Here is an 18,973-nt window from a genome sequence, read left to right as displayed (position 1 = left end):
ACTTAACCCAAACGTGAATCCGAACAAAAAGCCTGTATGCACATTATACAGGCTTTTTCCTTACCTATGCTACTTAATTGTTTGAAGTGCCTCTGTTAATACAGAAATAAGAAGGTTTAAATCATCCTTTGGAATCATGAGAGGCGGTGAAAGAGTGAGCACATTATTATAGCCAGCTACTGTTGCACCGTTTTTCCCAATAATAACTCCTTTTTCTTTACACTTTGCAATTACTTGATTCACCAACTGTATATCCAGGGGCACTTTGGATGTTTTATCAGACACAAGCTCAATCCCTACCAGCAGTCCTTTTCCACGAATGTCTCCTACATAAGGGTGTTCTTTCAATTCTTCTTTTAACTCATTCAATAAATAGGTTCCCATCGTTTTGGAACGATTATATAAACCTTCACTTTCCATAATCTCTAGGTTTTTGAGTGCAAGTGCACAGGCAGCTGGACTTCCTCCAAATGTGTTTACATGTCGAAAATATTCATACTGATCGCTACCTTTAAATGCTTCATAAATTTCTCTCTTGACCGCTGTTGCCGACAAAGGTAAATAAGCACTTGTAATACCTTTTGCCATCGTAATAATATCAGGCTTCACGCCATAGTTCATAAATCCAAACGCTTCGCCTGTGCGTCCAAACCCACATATAACTTCATCTACAATCAATAACGCTCCGTGCTTTTCACAAACATCTTTTACCCCTTGCATATAGTTATCTGGTGGAATTAAAATGCCTCCGCCTGTAATAATTGGCTCCATTATAACTGCAGCGATTGTTTCACTAAGCTCCCACGTCATTGTTTCATCAATCACCTTCACCGACTGAAGCTGCTCTTTTGGTGCATCTATTTCATCGACACCTCGGTAGCTATCCGGAGGTGGGACATGAAGAAAACCAGTTGCTAAAGGTTCGTACTTGTATTTACGCTGAGCTTGACCCGTAGCTGATAATGCCCCCATTGAGTTTCCATGATATCCACGGTACCGTGAAATAATTTTATACCGCCCCTGTTCCCCTTGTTGCTGATGATATTGCCTCGCAATTTTAAATGCGGTCTCATTCGCTTCTGATCCGCTATTAGAGAAAAAGATCACATATTCTTCTCCTAGCAATTCATTGAGCTTTTCAGCTAATTGAATTGCAGGAGGGTGACTTTGCGTTAAAGGAAAATAGGCTAGTTCTTTGAGCTGTTCATATGCTGCCTGTGCTAGCTCTTCTCTTCCATACCCAATATTTACGCACCAAAGCCCTGCCATAGCGTCTAAAAAGCGATTTCCATCCTCATCTGTTACCCAAGCGCCCTTTGCTTTTTCTACTACCATAGTAGCTTCAGGAGAATAAGGTTTCATGCCGTGCCATAAATATTGCTCATCCTTATTTTTTAAGCTTTTATTCTTTTCCCCACTGCTAGCTTGAACCATTGCGTTCACTCCTTCTGATTCCAATAATTATATGGATGAAGAGACCCCGACCAAAGCCGAAGTCTCTGTTTTCACCTAATAAATATGTTAAAAATCAAAGCGTGATGTTATCATCTTTTTACGCGTATAAAAGTTTAATCCGTCTTTTCCATTTACATGTAGATCTCCATAAAAAGAGTCTTTCCAACCTGAGAATGGGAAGAAAGCCATAGTAGCAGGCACTCCTACGTTGACACCTAGCATACCAGCATCTGCTTCTTCTCTAAATTGGCGGATTGCTTTTGCATCCTTTGTATAAATTGTTGCACCATTTCCAAATCGAGATTTTTCAATATATTCTAACGCTTCATCTAAACTTTCCGCTCGAAGCAGACTTAATACTGGTGCAAATAGCTCTTCTTTTGCAATGGTCATAGCAGGTGTTACGTGATCAAAAATCGTTGCGCCAAGAAAATTACCTTCCGAATGATCTTCCATTTCTTTACGACCATCTCTAACTAAATGAGCACCTTCTTCCACTCCAGCTTCGATATAGCCAAGTACTTTATCTCGATGTTCTTTACGAATAACAGGCGTTAAAAGCACTTCATCCTGTAACCCACTGCCCATAACTAATTCATCTGCTTTTTGCTTTAACTTCGCAACGAACTGTTCTTTAACACCGTCTACCACCACAACAGCACTGCATGCCATACAACGCTGCCCAGCGCTACCAAAAGCAGAACTTATAATATGGTTTACAGCTTTATCTATATCACAATCTGGCATAACGATATGATGGTTTTTGGCACCTGATAAAGCCTGAACTCGCTTGCCTTGAGCCGCAGCTTGTTCATACACATATTTAGCAACTGGCTGGGAGCCAACAAAAGAAACTGCTTTAATATCCTCATGTTCAATGAGACCATTTACCACATCATGTGCACCATGCACAAGATTTAGTATGCCGGATGGAGCTCCGGCTTCTGTAAACAACTCAGCTATTCGCGTAGCTAATAAAGGAGTACGTTCTGATGGTTTTAATACAAACGTGTTTCCACAGACGATAGCTAACGGGAACATCCAAAGCGGAACCATCATTGGAAAGTTAAATGGCGTAATTCCTCCCACAACTCCAACTGGATAACGGTACATTTCTGAATCAATTTCTTCTGCAATATTGTTAAGTGATTCACCCATAAGTAGCGTTGGTGCTCCGGCAGCAAATTCTACACATTCGATACCACGTTGGACCTCTCCATAAGCTTCTTTATAAGCCTTTCCATTCTCTTTTACTACGAGTCTTGCAAGCTCTTCATGATGCTCGATAAGCAAGTGTTGAAAGGCAAACATCAGCCTTGCTCGTTTCGGAGCTGGTACATGCCTCCATGTTTTAAACGCTTCTTTCGCATTTTTAACAGCGTGGTCAACATCTTGCTTCGTTGAGAGAGGTACTTTTGCAAGCGTCTTTCCTGTTGAAGGATCAATTACATCTTGAAACTGATTGCTTGCTGAAGCAACCCACTTTCCACCCACATAGTTTCTTAACTGCTTTGTATCTTCATTCACGACTGACATCCCATTAGCCCCCTTTTAACATACAATCTTACTTTTATTATCATTAATTCTTGCTTCGGATTCATTAGACAGAATGTGAAATAGAAGTTCTGTATGGTTTCACACATTGGGTAATGAAATACAAAACAAACCTAGTAAAATGAAAGAGAATCATGTAAAAGATGCTTTTCCTAATTTATTAATAGCAGTAGTAGATGCGTTTAGTGCAAACAAATAGTCATAGGTCATAATCATAAATTCAATGGCCATTCGTTTTTCATGAACCATAAAATCAGAACCTAATAGCTTTTCCAATTTTTCAATACGATGATACAGAGTCTGACGCACAATATATAAGCGCTTTGCTGTTTCTTGCTTTGATCCGTTACATGCTAAATATACTTTCAAAGTTTCAAATAACTTAGCATTAAATTTACGGTCGTATTCGAGAACTGGCTGTAAATACTCCATCACCACTTCTTGTAATTCCTGCTGTTCATTGACTAACGAAATAATGCGATACATGTGAAGGTCTTCATAAAAACAAATATGATTTTTCATTTCGTTGTGCAAAGTCATTTGAATCGAAACCGTTTTTTTAGCAGTTTCATAACCTTTATGAATGTAGTCTAATCGTCGATTAAACTGCCCTACCCCGATCAGCTGCACTCCTAGTGATTTGTTGACTTCTTGTAAATCACCGTGGTTTATCCAACGGTTCAAGCTTTTTTCTAACCTTTCTCTCCACGTCGTCACCTGACGTTTATTTAAAACCACCAACACTAACTCTCTCTTCTTTTCTAAAATGAGAAGATGAAAGCCTTCTTGTTCAAAAATTGCTCGAATCGTTAGCTTTAAATACGTATGATCTACCTTGACGTCTTGTACACATTGACAGCATACGATTGTTCCGCCTTGGATTGGAAAATCATTTAATACTTCTTGTAAATAATGTGTAATTTGCGAGGAAGAAATTTCACCGTTAACCCATTGAACCATCCACTCTGTTTCTTGAACTCGCTTTTTTTCTTCAACATATAAGTCTCGTAAAAAGTGCTGTGCTAGAGCTGTAGCTGTGCGATCAACCGTTAACATTTCAAGCTCTGTAAAAAAATCATTAGTTGAAAGAATATGGAGCTCTGCATAGCTTTCACCTAACAATTGAATGGAATGAGTAAAAAAGCTGCTTTGATTCTGATTTTGTTCAGTAATATGATGTTGTAATAATTGTTGTTGGGGTAAGTCTAGACAGGCTGGAAAAAGTATTACTTCATTATGTATACGAAGCCCGGCTAAAAGTCCGGTTGATTCGCAAAGATGCTGTAATATATCTTTTGGATCGTTGACAGAAAGCAGCATTTGATTCAGCTGCTGAGAGTAATTTTCTAAATCTGAAATCATTAAATAATGCTGGTTTACTAGTAACGCATGCAAATCTTGGGTTATTTCAACAAACGGCACTTCTTCATGAAATAAAATAATAGGAAATTCATGTTGATTTGCAAATTCAATGACGTTTTGAGGAATCTGAGAGGTGTACGTACCCAGTTCAATACATAATCCTGAAGCCTGACATTCGATTAACTGCTTTAAAAACGACAGGCACAATTCATTATCTTCCTTCCATCCTACACCGGTTGAAAGAATTAATTCATTCCCTTTTAGAAGCTCATTCACCCGAGTCACTTCCATCACGTGAACCCATTTCACTCGATTTGTGAGACCGACTTTACCTGCAATTACTTCACAGCTGTTAAAATGTTTTCTTTTTAAAACCTCATTAATGGTCAAATAAGATTTCAAACCCACACCACCCTTAATCAGTCTATCTCTTTATATTAGCTTAAGTTTTCTGAAAAATAAATCATTTTATCTCTTTATATTTTTTTAGAATATAATCATACACGCCTTTGCTTACATAGAATTTTGCAAAAAAAAAGCTATAAATCATTCAGCGATTTACAGCTTTTCAGCAGCTACTTGCAGCGTTTTAAAGAAACCATGTCTTTTTTTAGCTTGCTCTTTTATTCTTTGAATCTCTTGTTTATAAAAACGTAGGTCATGAAGTGACACTGCATTAAGCATTTCCATCTTAAGCTTATCTATTACTTTTCTTTCCTCAACTGTCATCACGTCTAAATCTTTCTCATTCATCATCTCTGTGTCACACCCTTATCATTTATTAAATTATTTAACGTTTACATTTTCATTTTCAAAAAACTTTCATACTATACTATTTACTACAAATCACACCCTAACTAAACCCATTTTCCATTGTTGTAAATGAAATGTAATAACTGTTTGTAATACGTAATACTTGACATGAATAGTAACGAAAGATTTTATGATTTAGTTTCACTTTTCACCCTAATTTTTTTAAAAAAATAAGCCTACCTCATATTTGAAATATGAAGTAGGCTTATTTTATAGTTGCTGAATTAATATTCCTGAAAAATACTTTCTAGCATCTGCCGTTAGGATATGGAGCTTTTCTTTTTCAACCTTTCCTTGCTTTATGCGTTCAAATTCTAGAAACGCACCGCTTAGATTTTCCGTCACGCTTTTAATAATAAAACCTTTTTCAATAAGAAAATCAATCTTTTCACGTTCTGCAACAAAATGCTGGTAGTCTGACATAACTTCACCTCAATCTGTTGAAATAGTTTGGTTGGATGCGACAGGTTGAATTACTTCTTCATCAATTGAGATAACCCAATCTCGACCAACTGTAATACCTAGATACTTTTCATCACTTGGTGTCTCAATCTCATCTTGTTTATAATGCTTAAACCACCAATATTTAGCTAAAACATAATAACAGACAGCGCCTACTATAAATCCAACGACAAACGAATAAGTTGATAAAAAGTAAGCACTTGTTCCACCTATAGTCCATGCTAGTAACCCAGCTATATTAAAGCCGTAAAAGTAGCGGTACTGTCCATTTTCTTCATACAGCTCTGTTACATTTACTCTACGCTTTCGCAATAAGTAGTAATCTGCAAACAAAATGCCAACAATCGCTGACAAAATCCCACCTACAATTAACAATGCTGGAACAATGATGCTGAACAAGCTCCAAGGTTGTACAATTGTGCCTACAATTCCAGCGATAACTACCCCAACCCAAAAGGGTACTTTCGGTCCACCAACATTTGAAAAAATCGTGGCAGCTGGAATCAGATTTGCTGAGATATTTGTTGACCACTGGGCAAACACAACCATCAAAAGTAATACGCCAAGCGCAAGTCCAGATGCAGCTTCTTGAAGTGCCACTACTGGATCGTAGTTCTTCACAGCAATATATGACACACCGCCAATGATAACCATAAACGTTTGAGTTAGCGGCAACGCTACTACGCTTCCTACAAGAGCCCCTTTATTACGCTTTATCCAACTCCGCTCATGTGTCGGTGCTTTAATAAACCTTGAAATAGATGGAATATCTGCCGCAAGCGTTGCCCAAAACCCCATGTTGCTCATAATGACTACGATAAATGCTGTAACAGCTGCCCCTCCTGTAACCGGACTTTCAATCCAAGCCCAAACCTCTCTACCTTGAGAAAGGGCTTGGTCTGACAGAGTTGTATACATCCAGGCTGAAATGATGATAATAACTGGCGCTGCTAGGTCTGTAAACCGTTCTACTGCTTTAATTCCAAGTGCTGTATTGATAAGCTGTAATAACGCAAAGAGAAAAAAACAAACGAGCCAGTTATTAAACCCTGCTAGAGCATTTAAAATTCCATTCATTGCCGTAGCACCAAAATACGTATTAATCCCAAACCAACAAGAAGCTGCAAGCCCACGCATAACAGAGGGAATATGAGTACCAATTGTTCCAAACGGAGCTCTCATATAAACTGGAAATGATAAACCATGTTCGATTCCAATATCAGCAATAATTGTTACAAACAAACCAATTGCAATAGATCCAATTACAGTTGCTACGACAACCCAACCGAGAGATAAGCTTTGCACACCAGATCCTCCGATTGCAAATGCAGCTAATACAACTGCCATACTAACCCACATTAACGAAAAGCCAAGCGTTCCAATCTTACGATTTTGATGCGCAATAGGTAATAAATCCGGTGATTTTAAATAGCTTTTTGATTTTTTCATTTCTTGCACCCCTCATACTATTTAGTAAACGCGTTACATTCATCATGAAGGCTGTTTTCTCTCTCTTTCTCTAGGGGTTGCGCTATGCCATAGCACAGCACAGTAGTATAGTTACAATTTCACCGGAGCTTGCTGAGCTTCATTACGCTCATTAAATTTTGACCGCTTAATGTACTCACCATAACCACTTTTACCAACAAATTGCTTTTCTTTAATCACAAACTCTCCTCTACACAATACTGAAACCGGCTCACCCGTAACTTCCATTCCTTCAAATGCGCTATAGTCAACAGCCATATGATGGGTTTCAGCCGAGATTTTGCGTTTAACTGTTGGATCAAAAATTAACAAATCAGCGTCACTTCCTACAGCAATTGTTCCTTTTTTCGGATATAGGCCAAATAACTTCGCCGTACGAGTAGAGGTGACATCCACAAACTGATTGAGCGTTATTCTCCCTTTCTGCACGCCTTCTGAGAATAAGATGCTCATACGATCTTCAATAATAGGACCGCCATTTGGAATTTTTGTGAAATCGTTCTTACCTAAATCTTTTTGTCCATTAAAATCAAATGAACATTGATCAGATCCAATCGTTTGTAGATCTCCATTTTTTAATGCATTCCACAACACTTCTTGATTCCACTTTTCGCGAAGAGGTGGTGACCAAACGTATTTGGCTCCTTCAAAATTTGGCTTCTCTAAGGCCGATTCATCTAAAACTAAATATTGTGGGCATGTTTCACCCCAAATATTTACACCTCGGTTCCGAGCCTGAGCAATTTGATTCACCGCTTCAGCACAAGATACATGCACTACATATAGTTGCGAATCTGCAAGACCTGTAAAACATGCTGCTCTACCTGTTGCTTCACCTTCAATCTCTGGGGGCCTAGTGCGCGCATGGTAAATTGGATCTGTATTTCCTGCTTCTAATGCTTTCTTTGTCAAATAGTCAATTACGTCTCCGTTTTCAGCATGTACCATAACTAACGCACCAAGCTCTTTTGCCTGAATGAGCGTTTGGTAAAGGGTCGCATCGTCCGCTTGAAAGACGTCTTTATATGCCATAAATACTTTGAACGACGTAATTCCTTCATCTTCAATAATAGTAGGAAGCTGTTCTAATACGGCATCATTCATCTCTCCAATCATTAGATGAAAGCTATAGTCAATAGCTGCTTTTCCTTCTGATTTTGCATGCCAAGTATTAATGGCATTTTGCAATGGTTTCCCTTTATCTGTTAAGCAAAAATCAATGATTGTTGTAGTCCCTCCGAACGCTGCTGCGATGGTCCCTGTTTCAAAATCATCTTTGGTGACAGTCCCTCCAAACGGCATGTCTAAATGAGTATGTGGATCAATCCCTCCAGGAAAAATGTAGGCTCCGTTGGCATCAACAACCTCACAGTTAGATTCATCTAACCCTGTTCCAATTGCTGTGATTTTCCCATCCTCAATTAAAATATCTCCCCTGTACATATCTGCTGCTGTAACAATCACTCCATCTTTCACTAATTTTCTCATGGCTTAATCCCCCTATTGTTTGTTATACGTCTAATTTTTGTGCAGATGTCATCGCAAGTGCCGCTTGTCTTTCATTCCATGTCATAGGTGGCTGCTCACTTGCTACCTCCACCATGGAAATTGCGCCATCAACAGGACAGACAATCGAGCAGAGATTACAGCCCACACAATCTTCTTCTCTTACTTGCAAATATGGTTTTCCTGAAGGGTCTTTTAACATATCAATACATTGATGAGACGTGTCTTCACATGAAATATGGCACTTGTTACAGTTAATACATGTATTGGGATCTATTCGAGCCACAACTTTATAGTTTAAATCAAGATTTCCCCAATCAGAGTATTTCGGAACAGCTTTCCCAACAAGATCGCTCACTTTTGCAATTCCTCGCTCATCAAGGTAGTTATTTAGCCCATCAAGCATGTCCTCTACAATTCTAAAGCCATGATGCATAGCGGCTGTGCACACTTGAACCCCAGTCGCCCCCATAAGCATAAACTCCACTGCTTCCTGCCAATTCGATACGCCTCCCATACCTGAAATCGGTACGTTAATATGAGGACTTCTTGCACATTCAGCCACCATATTTAATGCGATAGGCTTCACAGCTGGACCACAGTAGCCTCCATGTGCACCTTTACCAGCCACGTGAGGAATTGTGTTCCATGAATTAATATCCACTCCGGCTAAGCTATTAATAGTGTTGATCATGCTCACTGCGTCCGCTCCACCTCTTACAGCTGCTTCTGCTGTAACCGTGATATCCGTAATATTTGGAGTCAACTTAACAATAACAGGCGTTTTCGCTACTTCTTTAGCCCAGTACGTTTGCTTTTCAACAAGTTCTGGCACCTGCCCTGAAGCTGCTCCCATTCCTCGCTCGGCCATACCGTGAGGACAGCCAAAATTTAGCTCTAAGCCGTCAACACCCACATCTTCTACACGCTTTACAATTTCATGCCATTTCTCCTGTTTCGGTTCAACCATTAAAGAAGCGATGATAGCATGGTCAGGAAATTTCTTTTTAGTCTCATAAATCTCTTTTAAATTGACCTCAAGCGGACGGTCTGTAATAAGCTCAATATTATTAAAACCCGCTACGCGCTGGCCATTGAAACTCACTGCTGCAAACCGTGATGATACATTTAAAATTGGATCTCCAAGCGTTTTCCAAACTGCTCCACCCCACCCTGCTTCAAAGGCACGCTGTACTTGATACCCTGAGTTTGTAGGCGGCGCTGATGCTAGCCAAAATGGATTTGGTGATTTAATACCTGCTAAATTTATCCGTAGATCTGCCATACTTGTTTCCCCCTCTCGTTTGTTTAAGCTGTTTCAATTGCTTCTTTCTTTAACTGAGCATGAATGCCATATGCCGTTTTCTTCCCTTGCTGTGCAGCAGTTACAACCATGGCTTCACCTTGTCCTTTTCCAAATACAACGTCACCACAGGCAAAAACTTTAGGATTGGAGGTTTGAAACGTATCTTGATTAATAATTACCACGCCACCATCTTGCTTTAATTCAAATTGATTAATTAAAGATAAGTAACGTTCTTGTCCAATGGCTTTAATAACAGCATCGACTTCAATTAAGAACTCCGACCCTTCTATTGGTACAGGCTTTTTTCGTCCATGGCCTTCCGATTCTTTTAGTTCCATTTTAATACATTCAATACCTGTCACTTCGTTTTTGTCATTTCCAACAATTCTCACAGGTGCTGTTAACCAGCGAAACTCTACACCGTCTTGCTTGGCAAATTCATATTCAAAATCATAAGCTGTCATTTCAGCACTTGTTCTACGGTATAGAATCTGCACGTTTTCTGCCCCTAATCGTACGGAACATGTTGCTCCATCAATCGCTGTATTTCCTGCACCAACAACCGCTACTTTTTTTCCTACAAACTCTGTAGTCAAAGCTTCCGATTTGGTTTTCTTCACAAATTCAATTGCATCATAAACCCCGTTTAGCTGTTCTCCCTCAATACCTAAATTTGGAACCTTACTCATTCCAATAGCAAGAACGACTGCATCATAGTTCTTTAAAAGTTCACTCGGCATCACGTCTTCACCAACGCGCACGTTTGTCTTAACTTCAACGTCTAGAGCTTTTACTTGTTGTACCTCCCAAAAGGAAATAGCTTGAGGAAGTCGAAATGATACAATTCCATAAGTATTTAACCCACCTGCTTCTTTTTCTGCTTCAAAAATTGTTACGGCATATCCAAAGCGAGCTAGCTCCCTGGCAGCTGAAAGCCCAGCTGGTCCTCCACCTACAATGGCAACTCGCTTTCCATTTGGCTTTCCTTTTGTAAATAACACCTGTTCATTTTGAATAGCCCAATCAGTAGCATACCGCTGAAGATCGCCAATCATAATAGACTTAGTCGAATGATTTAATACACATGCTCCTTCACAAAGCTCTTCTGTTGGACAAACCCTCGCACAGCTCGCTCCAACAGGATTGGATGTCATAATCGTTTGAGCAGACCCCTTTAAGTTTCCAGACGCAATTTTTTTAATAAACGTTGGTATATCAATGCCCGTTGGACAAGCTTGAATGCAAAGAGCATCGTAACAGTATAAACATCGATTAGCTTCTTCAATAGCTTCTTGATTTGACAAGCCTTTTTCAACTTCACTAAAGTTCTGTACAATTGTTTGAAGCATCGGCTGAACTGAAGACTTCATAAATCCATCCCCCTTCTAAATTGCTTTATATAAAACATTTTTGAAAGCGCTTACATATTTTTTTATTGACTTTCCCCTCGACTGATTTCACTCCTTTTCGTTAAGGTTTTAAGCTTATAATCCATTTTACTGAAGAAACCTGCTGTTTACATTATACAAAGTGTCAAAAAATTCAAACTTTAAATTAGCCGATATGTAAAAAGCTTGAGCTGCAAGGCTCAAGCTTTTTACAATAAGATTATTATCCATTTGCTACTTCTTTGATAATCGATACAACCAGCTCTGATGTTTTTACAAGTTCTTCAACTGGAATCTTTTCGCTCGTTGTATGAATGTCTTCATAACCCACCGCTAAGTTTACAGTCGGCACATCAAAACCTGCAATGACGTTTGCATCGCTGCCACCGCCGCTTTGTAACAGACGTGAAGAGCGATCGATATTGGCAACGGCTTTTTTAGCTACTTCAACAACATGGTCTCCATCGCTGAATTTAAATCCAGGATACATTACTTTAATATCTACTTCAGCTCTTCCTCCCATGTCACTTGCTGCAGATTCAAAAGCTTCCTTCATTTTGGCAACTTGCGCTTCCATTTTTTCAGGAACCAGTGAACGAGCTTCTGCTAAAATCGATACGTAGTCGCACACAATATTCGTTTGTGTTCCACCTTCAAAACGACCAATGTTTGCCGTTGTTTCTTCATCGATGCGCCCTAACGGCATACGTGAAATCGCTTTTGAAGCAATGGTGATCGCTGAAACCCCGCGCTCAGGCGCTACACCAGCGTGAGCTGTTTTTCCGTAAATATCTGCTTTAACTTTTGCTTGAGTTGGAGCAGCAACAATAATATCGCCCACTTTTCCATCGCTATCAAGCGCATAGCCAAATTTAGCCGTTACAAGTTTTGGATCTAATGCTTTTGCACCCACTAATCCGGATTCTTCTCCAACCGTAATGATAAACTCAATGGTACCGTGCTCAACATTTTGCTCTTTTAACACTTGAATAGCTTCTAACATTGCTGCCAACCCAGCTTTATCATCAGCTCCTAGAATCGTTGTTCCATCGCTTTTAATATAACCGTCTTCAATGGATGGCTTAATGCCTTTTCCAGGAACAACTGTATCCATATGAGAAGTAAAATAGATGGTATCTACTCCTTCTTTTGTTCCAGGAAGGGTACAAATTAAATTACCTGCACCATGTCCAGTTTCAGCTGTTGTATCATCTTCAACAACTCTTACTCCTAACGCCGTGAATTTTTTCGTTAATACTTTTGCAATCTCGGCTTCATACTTTGTTTCTGAATCAACTTGTATAAGTTCTAAAAATAGATCAACTAAACGTTGCTCATTAACCATAATATGTAATCCCTCCAAAATTAACCTACAATGGTATGTTACCATGTTTTCGCTGTGGACGCTCTTCCTTTTTATTGTGCAACATTTCAAGTGCTTGTATTAGTTTTATTCTCGTATCTCTTGGATCAATTACATCATCTACCATACCCGCTCTTGCTGCAACGTACGGATTAGCAAATTTATCGCGATACTGCTCAATTTTTTCAGCTCGAACCTCTTCAGGAGCATCACTATTATGAATTTCATGCGCAAAGATAATATTGGCAGCTCCTTGAGGACCCATAACGGCAATTTCAGCATTTGGCCAAGCATATACCATATCTGCACCAATCGATTTACTATTTAGCGCAACATAAGCTCCACCGTAAGCTTTTCGCAAAATCACCGTAATTTTCGGAACAGTTGCCTCAGAATAGGCATATAAAATTTTAGCACCGTGACGAATGATACCGCCATGTTCTTGCTTAATACCTGGAAAGAATCCTGTTACATCTTCAAACGTAATAAGTGGAATATGAAAAGAGTCACAAAACCTTATAAAACGTGCGGCTTTATCTGAGGAGTTAATATCTAAGCTGCCGGCCATAAATTTTGGTTGATTACAAACAAGCCCCACCACGCTTCCATTCAAGCGAGCTAAGCCAACCACAATATTTTTAGCAAAATCTTTTTGCACTTCTAGGAATGTGCCTTCGTCTACGACATGTTGAATAACATGGCGAACATCATATGGTCTAACAGCATCAAAAGGAACAACATCCAGTAATTCCGGGCGGTCATTGCTTTGATCATCATAAGGGACACTCGGTGGCTTTTCAGTATTAGATAAAGGTAAATAACTTAGTAAGAGGCGAACTTGCTCAAGCACTTCTTCTTCTGAACCTGCACTAAAATGAGCATTTCCACTAATTTCATTATGAACAGCAGCTCCACCTAAGTTCTCTGCTGTGATGGTTTCACCCGTTACTGTTTCAATTACTTTCGGTCCTGTAATAAACATTTGGCTCGTCTTTTCCACCATAAATACAAAGTCAGTGATGGCTGGTGAGTATACTGCCCCACCTGCACATGGTCCCATAATCACTGAAATTTGAGGAATGACTCCAGAATAAATAGCGTTTCGATAAAAGATTTGACCGTATCCGTCTAACGACATCACGCCTTCTTGGATTCTCGCTCCACCGGAGTCATTTAATCCGATAAAAGGCACACCAGTTTTCGCTGCTAGGTCCATTACATTGGCGATTTTTTTTGCATGCATTTCTCCAAGCGCACCGCCAAATACCGTAAAATCCTGAGAAAACAAATAGATACCTCGACCATTTACTTTACCGTACCCCGTGACAACACCGTCTCCAGGACCCGTCTGTGTGTTCATATTAAAGTCCAGACAGCGGTGTTCTATAAAAGGCTGAACTTCAACAAACGTTCCGTTGTCAACCAATAAATCAATTCGCTCTCTAGCCGTTAGCTTTCCTTTAAAATGCTGTTTTTCAATTTTTTCATCTCCCCCCCCTTGTTCAATTTTGCGGCGCTTATCGTATAGCTCATTTAGCTTTTCATAAATATCAACCATCTGCTATTCCTCCTTTGTTGGTTTCTTTTCACAAAGCTCATACAAAACCCCTGCCGTGGAAGACGGATGTAAAAAAGCAATGGCCGCACCACCAGCTCCTAATCTTGGCTCATCATCAATCATTTTAATTCCACGTTCTTTCAGTTCTTGAATCCGTTCTTCAATGCTCTTAACGCCAAAAGCAATGTGATGTATACCTTCTCCACGCTTTTGAATAAATTTAGCAACTGGACTGCTATCATTTAAAGGTTCAAGAAGCTCAATTTTCGAATCACCGCATTGAAAAAAAGCTACCTTTACACCTTGATTTTCTACTTTTTCTGTCCCTAAGCATACTAAGCCAAGCTGCCTCTCATAAAATGGTTTAATTTTATCAATCGAGTGAACAGCAATGCCAATATGATCAATTTTGTTCATATTTCCCACCCCCACAAAAAAGCGTTTTCATTTAGACATATTCTTGAATGAATCGTCATTCTCCTTCTTAAAACAAAAGCGAATAAAGAAGTTGCTTGTCCCATTTCGTTGCTACATGTAAAATAGAAAAAAAGGTTGTGAGAGGAGCTACTCTTTTATGTCGAATAAAAAATGGCAAAAAATTGTGGTCTATTTAATGCTAGGAACAATGGTAATCACAACTGTTCTTGCTGGCATTACAATGTGGCTATAAAAAAGGTAGGTGATTTCTCACCTACCTTTTATTGCACCTCTATTCCTTTTTCTTTCGCTAGGTCTTCAAAGGGTTTTCCACTGGTCACAATCCATACTTTTGTTCCAAGAGGAACCTTTTCATATAACTCCACAACTCGCTCATTTCGAAGCCTAATGCACCCATTCGAAACATACTTACCGATAGAGTTTGGCTGGTTTGTACCGTGAATGCCATAAATTCGTCCATCCGTGTCTTTTGCATCAAATCCAATCCACCTCAATCCAAGTGGATTAGTAGGGTCCCCACCTTCTATCTTATCTTTGCGATAATAAGGATTTGCTGCTTTGACTGTGATTGTGAATTCCCCTTCTGGTGTTAAATCTTTTGTTCTTCCTGAACCCACTTTAATAACACTCTCTATCTTACCATGTTCAATATATGCTAATTCATTTGTCTGTTTGTTTACAATAATAAAAGGGTCAGCTGGTAAAGGATTTTCTCCCAGCGGCCAAATTGGTGATACAAGTACTAAAATAAGAAATACGACGTGCATACAATTCAACCCCTTACGCTTTTTCTTATTGTTCGTAAGGGGTTGCTACAACATGCATATTGTTTACGTAATTTTTAAGCTTTGTTTAATAATTAAATATTGCTCTATTTCCTTTACAAAATGTAACAGATCCGCTCGCGCTTCAAATTCTTCACGAGACTTAGGTAGATCCATGCTTTGAAAAGATTCTTTGAGTTGCTCTAGCTTTAATAAAAAAAGCTTGGCTGTATTACCAGGGTGAATAGAAAAACTTAATTCTTCAATAAAATCAGCAATCATATATCTTTGTTCAACCACAAGATCGATTGATGTGAGAAGAGGAAGAGTACGTTCTAGAATTTCTAATTGTTTTTCACGAATTTTAAAATATCGATAATAATAATTTTCTGAACGTACAAAATGGTTTTCAACATCTCGAAAGGCTAAGCTTTTAGCTTTTTCTAAAAGCACTGCTGTATCAGCAATTTCTTTACCGGACCAAGTACTTTCGTTTGTTCTTAAATAAATCGCCATTTCTTTAAGCATAATATGAAAATTCTCTTCAATGTCCTGCTGATACTGACGAAGCTCTTTGTCTAAACTTGGCATGTATAAGTTAACAAGAAGCGCTACGCCAATCCCAACCACAATTAGCCCCAATTCGTTTAAAACAATTTGCCACGTCATATTTTCAAGAGAATAAATGTGCAATAAGATAACCGAACTTGTTACAATTCCTCCGTTCACCTTTAAAATAACGGTTAACGGAATGAAAAATAGCAGCATTAGCCCAATAACCGCTGGGTGGTAAGCAATTCCTTCAAAGAAAATAAATGAAAATAAAATTGAAATCGAACAAGCTACAAAGCGATCAAACGCACTTTGCAACGATTTTTTCTGTGAATTTTGTATACATAAGATTGTAATAATCCCCGCTGATGGGAAAAACTCAAGGCCAATGAGCTGTGCAATGCTAATTGCTAGTGCAGTACCTACGGCTGTTTTAAAGGTTCGATAACCAATTTTATATTTCATGTCGTCAAAACTCCTAAGCAGTTCCTTTTTTATAAGTTATTCATAATACTATTATTTATTAACATGTTTCATTCAATTACGCAATGCTTGGAGCTTTTTATAAATTAAAAAAAGCGTAGAACAACTTTCGTTCTACGCTTTCTGATTATTATAAGATTTTTTCAAGAAAATCTTTCGCACGCTTACTTTTAGGTGCAGTAAAAAACTCAGTGGGAGGTGAGTCTTCCACTAGGCGACCACCATCTAAAAATAAAACACGATCTGCTACTTCGCGCGCAAATCCCATTTCGTGCGTAACAATAACCATTGTCATACCCGTTTCAGTTAATGATTTCATTACATCTAATACTTCCTTTACCATCTCTGGATCTAAAGCAGATGTTGGTTCATCAAAAAGCATTATTTCTGGCTCCATCGCAAGAGCACGAGCAATAGCAACACGCTGCTTTTGACCTCCTGAAAGTCGATTTGGATACTCGTTTGCTTTTTCAGCTAGTCCGACTTTGGTTAGCAGTTGCATTCCTTTATTTTTCGCTTCTTCTTTTGAAATGCCTTTAACTGTAATAGGCGCATACGTTAAGTTTTCAAGCACCGTCATATGAGGAAACAGATGAAAATGCTGAAACACCATTCCGACATTTTGTCGTACGTTCATAATGTTTGTTTTCGCATTGGTAATTTCTTGATCAGCTATTGTAATAGCTCCACTAGTTGGCTGCTCAAGTAAATTCATACAACGTAAAAACGTTGACTTCCCTGAACCTGATGGGCCAATGACAGCGACTACTTCTTTTTCTTTAATAATTGTAGAAATGCCTTTTAGAACTTCATTGTGGCCAAAGGACTTGTGTAAGTTTTCAATTTTAATCACCTTTTCTCATTCTCCTCTCGATCACTTTACCAAGGAGCGTTAAGCCCATTACCATGATGTAATAAATTAATCCTGCAAATAATAGAGGTTCAAAATATGCAAACTTTTCTCCTCCAACGATATATGCACGTCTCATAATATCAAGAGCACCGATAACCGTTACAAGTGCTGATTCTTTCGTGAGCGTAATAAACTCATTCATTAAAGCTGGTAAAATATTTTTTAAGGCTTGTGGCATAATAACCTGGCCCATCATTTTACGATATGGAATTCCTAGAGCAAGAGCAGCTTCACGTTGCCCTTTATCGACTGCTAAAATACCAGCACGAATAATTTCTGAAATATACGCAGCTGAGTTTAATCCAAATGCAGCAACTGCAGCAGGAAACGGCGCAATATCAAAACCTAAAATCTGTGGTAACCCAAAATAAATAAGCAATAACTGCAGTACGAGCGGCGTACCACGAAAGATTGATGTATAAAGGTCAGCTAACCAAATGAGCGGTTTTGAACGACTAATCTTAAATAGGGATAAGATTGTTCCTAGTACAAAACCCACAATGGCTGAAGCTAAAACTATTTGAATCGTCACTCCTATCCCTTTTAAAATATAAGGGATTGAAGGCACGATTTGTGAAAAGTCCAAATTCATGCCTGTTTTCCTTCCTCTCCGTTCATTGTCTCTTATTCTTTGCTATCAAACCATTTAACAATTAGCTCTTCTAGCTCTCCATTGTCTTTCATTTCTTTTAACTCTTTGTTAAATTCGTCTGTCAGTTTGCTATCTTTTGAAAACGCAATTGCAGATCCTTTATTAGAGTCTTCTCGGCCTGTTTCTACAAGTTGTAACGTATCATCTTTTGCAACATAGCCTTTTGCTACTGTATCCTCAATGATTGCTACATCAATACGATTTGACTTCATTTCTTGAATCAATTGTGGAATACGATCGCGACTTTCAATTTTAATGTCTACTTCTTCTGATAGTGTTTTTGCTTCATCTTCTTGAATAGATGCTGTTTGAACACCTACTTTTTTTCCGTTCAACTCTTCAATGCTATTAATTGGCTCGTCCTTTTTAGATACAAGTACATTTTTCGCCTCATAGTATACATCTGAAAAATCCACGTTCTTTTTACGCTCTTCCGTTGGCGTCATTCCTGCTAAAACAAAGTCCACTTTTTTAGACTGTAAAGATGGTATTAAGCTACCGAACTCCATGTCGACAACTTGCACTTCATAACCTAGTTCTTTACCAATTGCTTTTGCTAAGTCGATATCAAAACCAATCGGCTCATTGTCGCCTTTTGCTGTATCAATATACTCAAACGGTGGATAATCAGCTGAAGTTCCCATTTTTAATACTTTTGCATCATCACTGCCTCCGCTTCCATTTGAAGCACCTTCACCAGCACCACAAGCAGCTAATGCTCCGGCTGTTAACAACCCTATAACTGTTACTGATAGCCATTTCTTCATTTTCATATCACATACCCTCCAAATTCTAATATTTTTAAAATTAATAATATTATGAAATAAGTTTTTCCTTATTACAAGTCATTACAAAAAATAAATATATATTCATGTAACTGTATTTTAACACGTATTTATATTTATGCAATACTTTT

General features: G+C 38.6%; 18 protein-coding genes. 1 reads left to right on the top strand and 17 read right to left on the bottom strand.

Annotated features, from left to right (window positions below; genetic code table 11):
* Positions 1-69 precede the first annotated feature (69 nt).
* The 12 genes from V2145_RS02690 to mce all read right to left on the bottom strand — a co-directional run bounded on the left by V2145_RS02690 (position 70) and on the right by mce (position 14,672).
* Complete coding sequence (locus V2145_RS02690) at positions 70-1,434, bottom strand: aspartate aminotransferase family protein (protein WP_311856756.1); 1,365 nt, start codon at positions 1,432-1,434, stop codon at positions 70-72.
* Between the two features lie 87 nt (positions 1,435-1,521).
* Positions 1,522-2,991: a CoA-acylating methylmalonate-semialdehyde dehydrogenase gene (locus tag V2145_RS02685; protein ID WP_094910725.1), complete on the bottom strand. Its 1,470-nt coding sequence runs from the start codon at positions 2,989-2,991 to the stop codon at positions 1,522-1,524.
* Positions 2,992-3,141: 150 nt separating this feature from the next.
* Positions 3,142-4,773 carry a PucR family transcriptional regulator gene (locus tag V2145_RS02680; RefSeq protein ID WP_094910726.1) on the bottom strand — a complete coding sequence of 544 codons (1,632 nt, stop codon included), beginning with the start codon at positions 4,771-4,773 and terminating at the stop codon, positions 3,142-3,144.
* 156 nt (positions 4,774-4,929) lie between these two features.
* Complete coding sequence (locus V2145_RS02675) at positions 4,930-5,127, bottom strand: hypothetical protein (RefSeq protein ID WP_025909785.1); 198 nt, start codon at positions 5,125-5,127, stop codon at positions 4,930-4,932.
* A gap of 267 nt (positions 5,128-5,394) precedes the next feature.
* Positions 5,395-5,607, bottom strand: coding sequence for a hypothetical protein (locus V2145_RS02670; RefSeq protein ID WP_025909784.1), 213 nt, complete (start codon positions 5,605-5,607; stop codon positions 5,395-5,397).
* A 9-nt stretch (positions 5,608-5,616) separates the two neighbouring features.
* Entirely contained in the window at positions 5,617-7,095 is a 1,479-nt protein-coding gene (locus V2145_RS02665; protein ID WP_311856752.1) for an NCS1 family transporter, read from the bottom strand.
* A gap of 111 nt (positions 7,096-7,206) precedes the next feature.
* Complete coding sequence (hydA, locus tag V2145_RS02660) at positions 7,207-8,622, bottom strand: dihydropyrimidinase (RefSeq protein ID WP_330987301.1); 1,416 nt, start codon at positions 8,620-8,622, stop codon at positions 7,207-7,209.
* A gap of 22 nt (positions 8,623-8,644) precedes the next feature.
* Positions 8,645-9,925: an NAD-dependent dihydropyrimidine dehydrogenase subunit PreA gene (preA, locus tag V2145_RS02655; RefSeq protein WP_330987300.1), complete on the bottom strand. Its 1,281-nt coding sequence runs from the start codon at positions 9,923-9,925 to the stop codon at positions 8,645-8,647.
* Positions 9,926-9,948: 23 nt separating this feature from the next.
* Positions 9,949-11,316, bottom strand: a complete 1,368-nt coding sequence (locus V2145_RS02650; protein ID WP_311856747.1) for an NAD(P)-dependent oxidoreductase — start codon at positions 11,314-11,316, stop codon at positions 9,949-9,951.
* 241 nt (positions 11,317-11,557) lie between these two features.
* On the bottom strand, positions 11,558-12,679 hold the full coding sequence (locus V2145_RS02645; RefSeq protein ID WP_311856745.1) for a tripeptidase T: 1,122 nt from the start codon (positions 12,677-12,679) through the stop codon (positions 11,558-11,560).
* Between the two features lie 25 nt (positions 12,680-12,704).
* Positions 12,705-14,255 carry an acyl-CoA carboxylase subunit beta gene (locus tag V2145_RS02640; RefSeq protein ID WP_094910732.1) on the bottom strand — a complete coding sequence of 517 codons (1,551 nt, stop codon included), beginning with the start codon at positions 14,253-14,255 and terminating at the stop codon, positions 12,705-12,707.
* Between the two features lie 3 nt (positions 14,256-14,258).
* Positions 14,259-14,672, bottom strand: a complete 414-nt coding sequence (gene mce / locus V2145_RS02635) for a methylmalonyl-CoA epimerase (RefSeq protein ID WP_094910733.1) — start codon at positions 14,670-14,672, stop codon at positions 14,259-14,261.
* Positions 14,673-14,829: 157 nt separating this feature from the next.
* On the opposite strand from mce, the gene prli42 reads away from it, so the two are divergent.
* Positions 14,830-14,925, top strand: a complete 96-nt coding sequence (prli42, locus tag V2145_RS02630) for a stressosome-associated protein Prli42 (protein WP_165932592.1) — start codon at positions 14,830-14,832, stop codon at positions 14,923-14,925.
* A gap of 28 nt (positions 14,926-14,953) precedes the next feature.
* On the opposite strand, the gene V2145_RS02625 is transcribed toward prli42, so the two are convergent.
* From V2145_RS02625 to V2145_RS02605, 5 genes are all read right to left on the bottom strand, one after another.
* Entirely contained in the window at positions 14,954-15,460 is a 507-nt protein-coding gene (locus V2145_RS02625; RefSeq protein ID WP_094910734.1) for a L,D-transpeptidase, read from the bottom strand.
* 63 nt (positions 15,461-15,523) lie between these two features.
* Positions 15,524-16,474: an aromatic acid exporter family protein gene (locus V2145_RS02620; protein ID WP_094910735.1), complete on the bottom strand. Its 951-nt coding sequence runs from the start codon at positions 16,472-16,474 to the stop codon at positions 15,524-15,526.
* A 148-nt stretch (positions 16,475-16,622) separates the two neighbouring features.
* Positions 16,623-17,345, bottom strand: coding sequence for an amino acid ABC transporter ATP-binding protein (locus V2145_RS02615; RefSeq protein ID WP_094910736.1), 723 nt, complete (start codon positions 17,343-17,345; stop codon positions 16,623-16,625).
* Positions 17,338-17,997, bottom strand: coding sequence for an amino acid ABC transporter permease (locus V2145_RS02610; RefSeq protein ID WP_025909773.1), 660 nt, complete (start codon positions 17,995-17,997; stop codon positions 17,338-17,340). The genes V2145_RS02615 and V2145_RS02610 overlap by 8 nt, the downstream gene beginning before the upstream one ends.
* 32 nt (positions 17,998-18,029) lie before the next feature.
* A complete protein-coding gene (locus V2145_RS02605) occupies positions 18,030-18,824 on the bottom strand; it encodes a transporter substrate-binding domain-containing protein (protein ID WP_165932601.1) in 795 nt (264 codons plus the stop codon).
* Positions 18,825-18,973: the final 149 nt, after the last annotated feature.

Source organism: Priestia sp. GS2 (genome assembly GCF_036409025.1).
Taxonomy (GTDB): Bacteria; Bacillota; Bacilli; order Bacillales; family Bacillaceae_H; genus Priestia; species Priestia aryabhattai_A.
The sequence above is the reverse complement of the archived record's forward strand: the minus strand, read 5'-3'. Positions and strand labels throughout refer to the sequence as shown.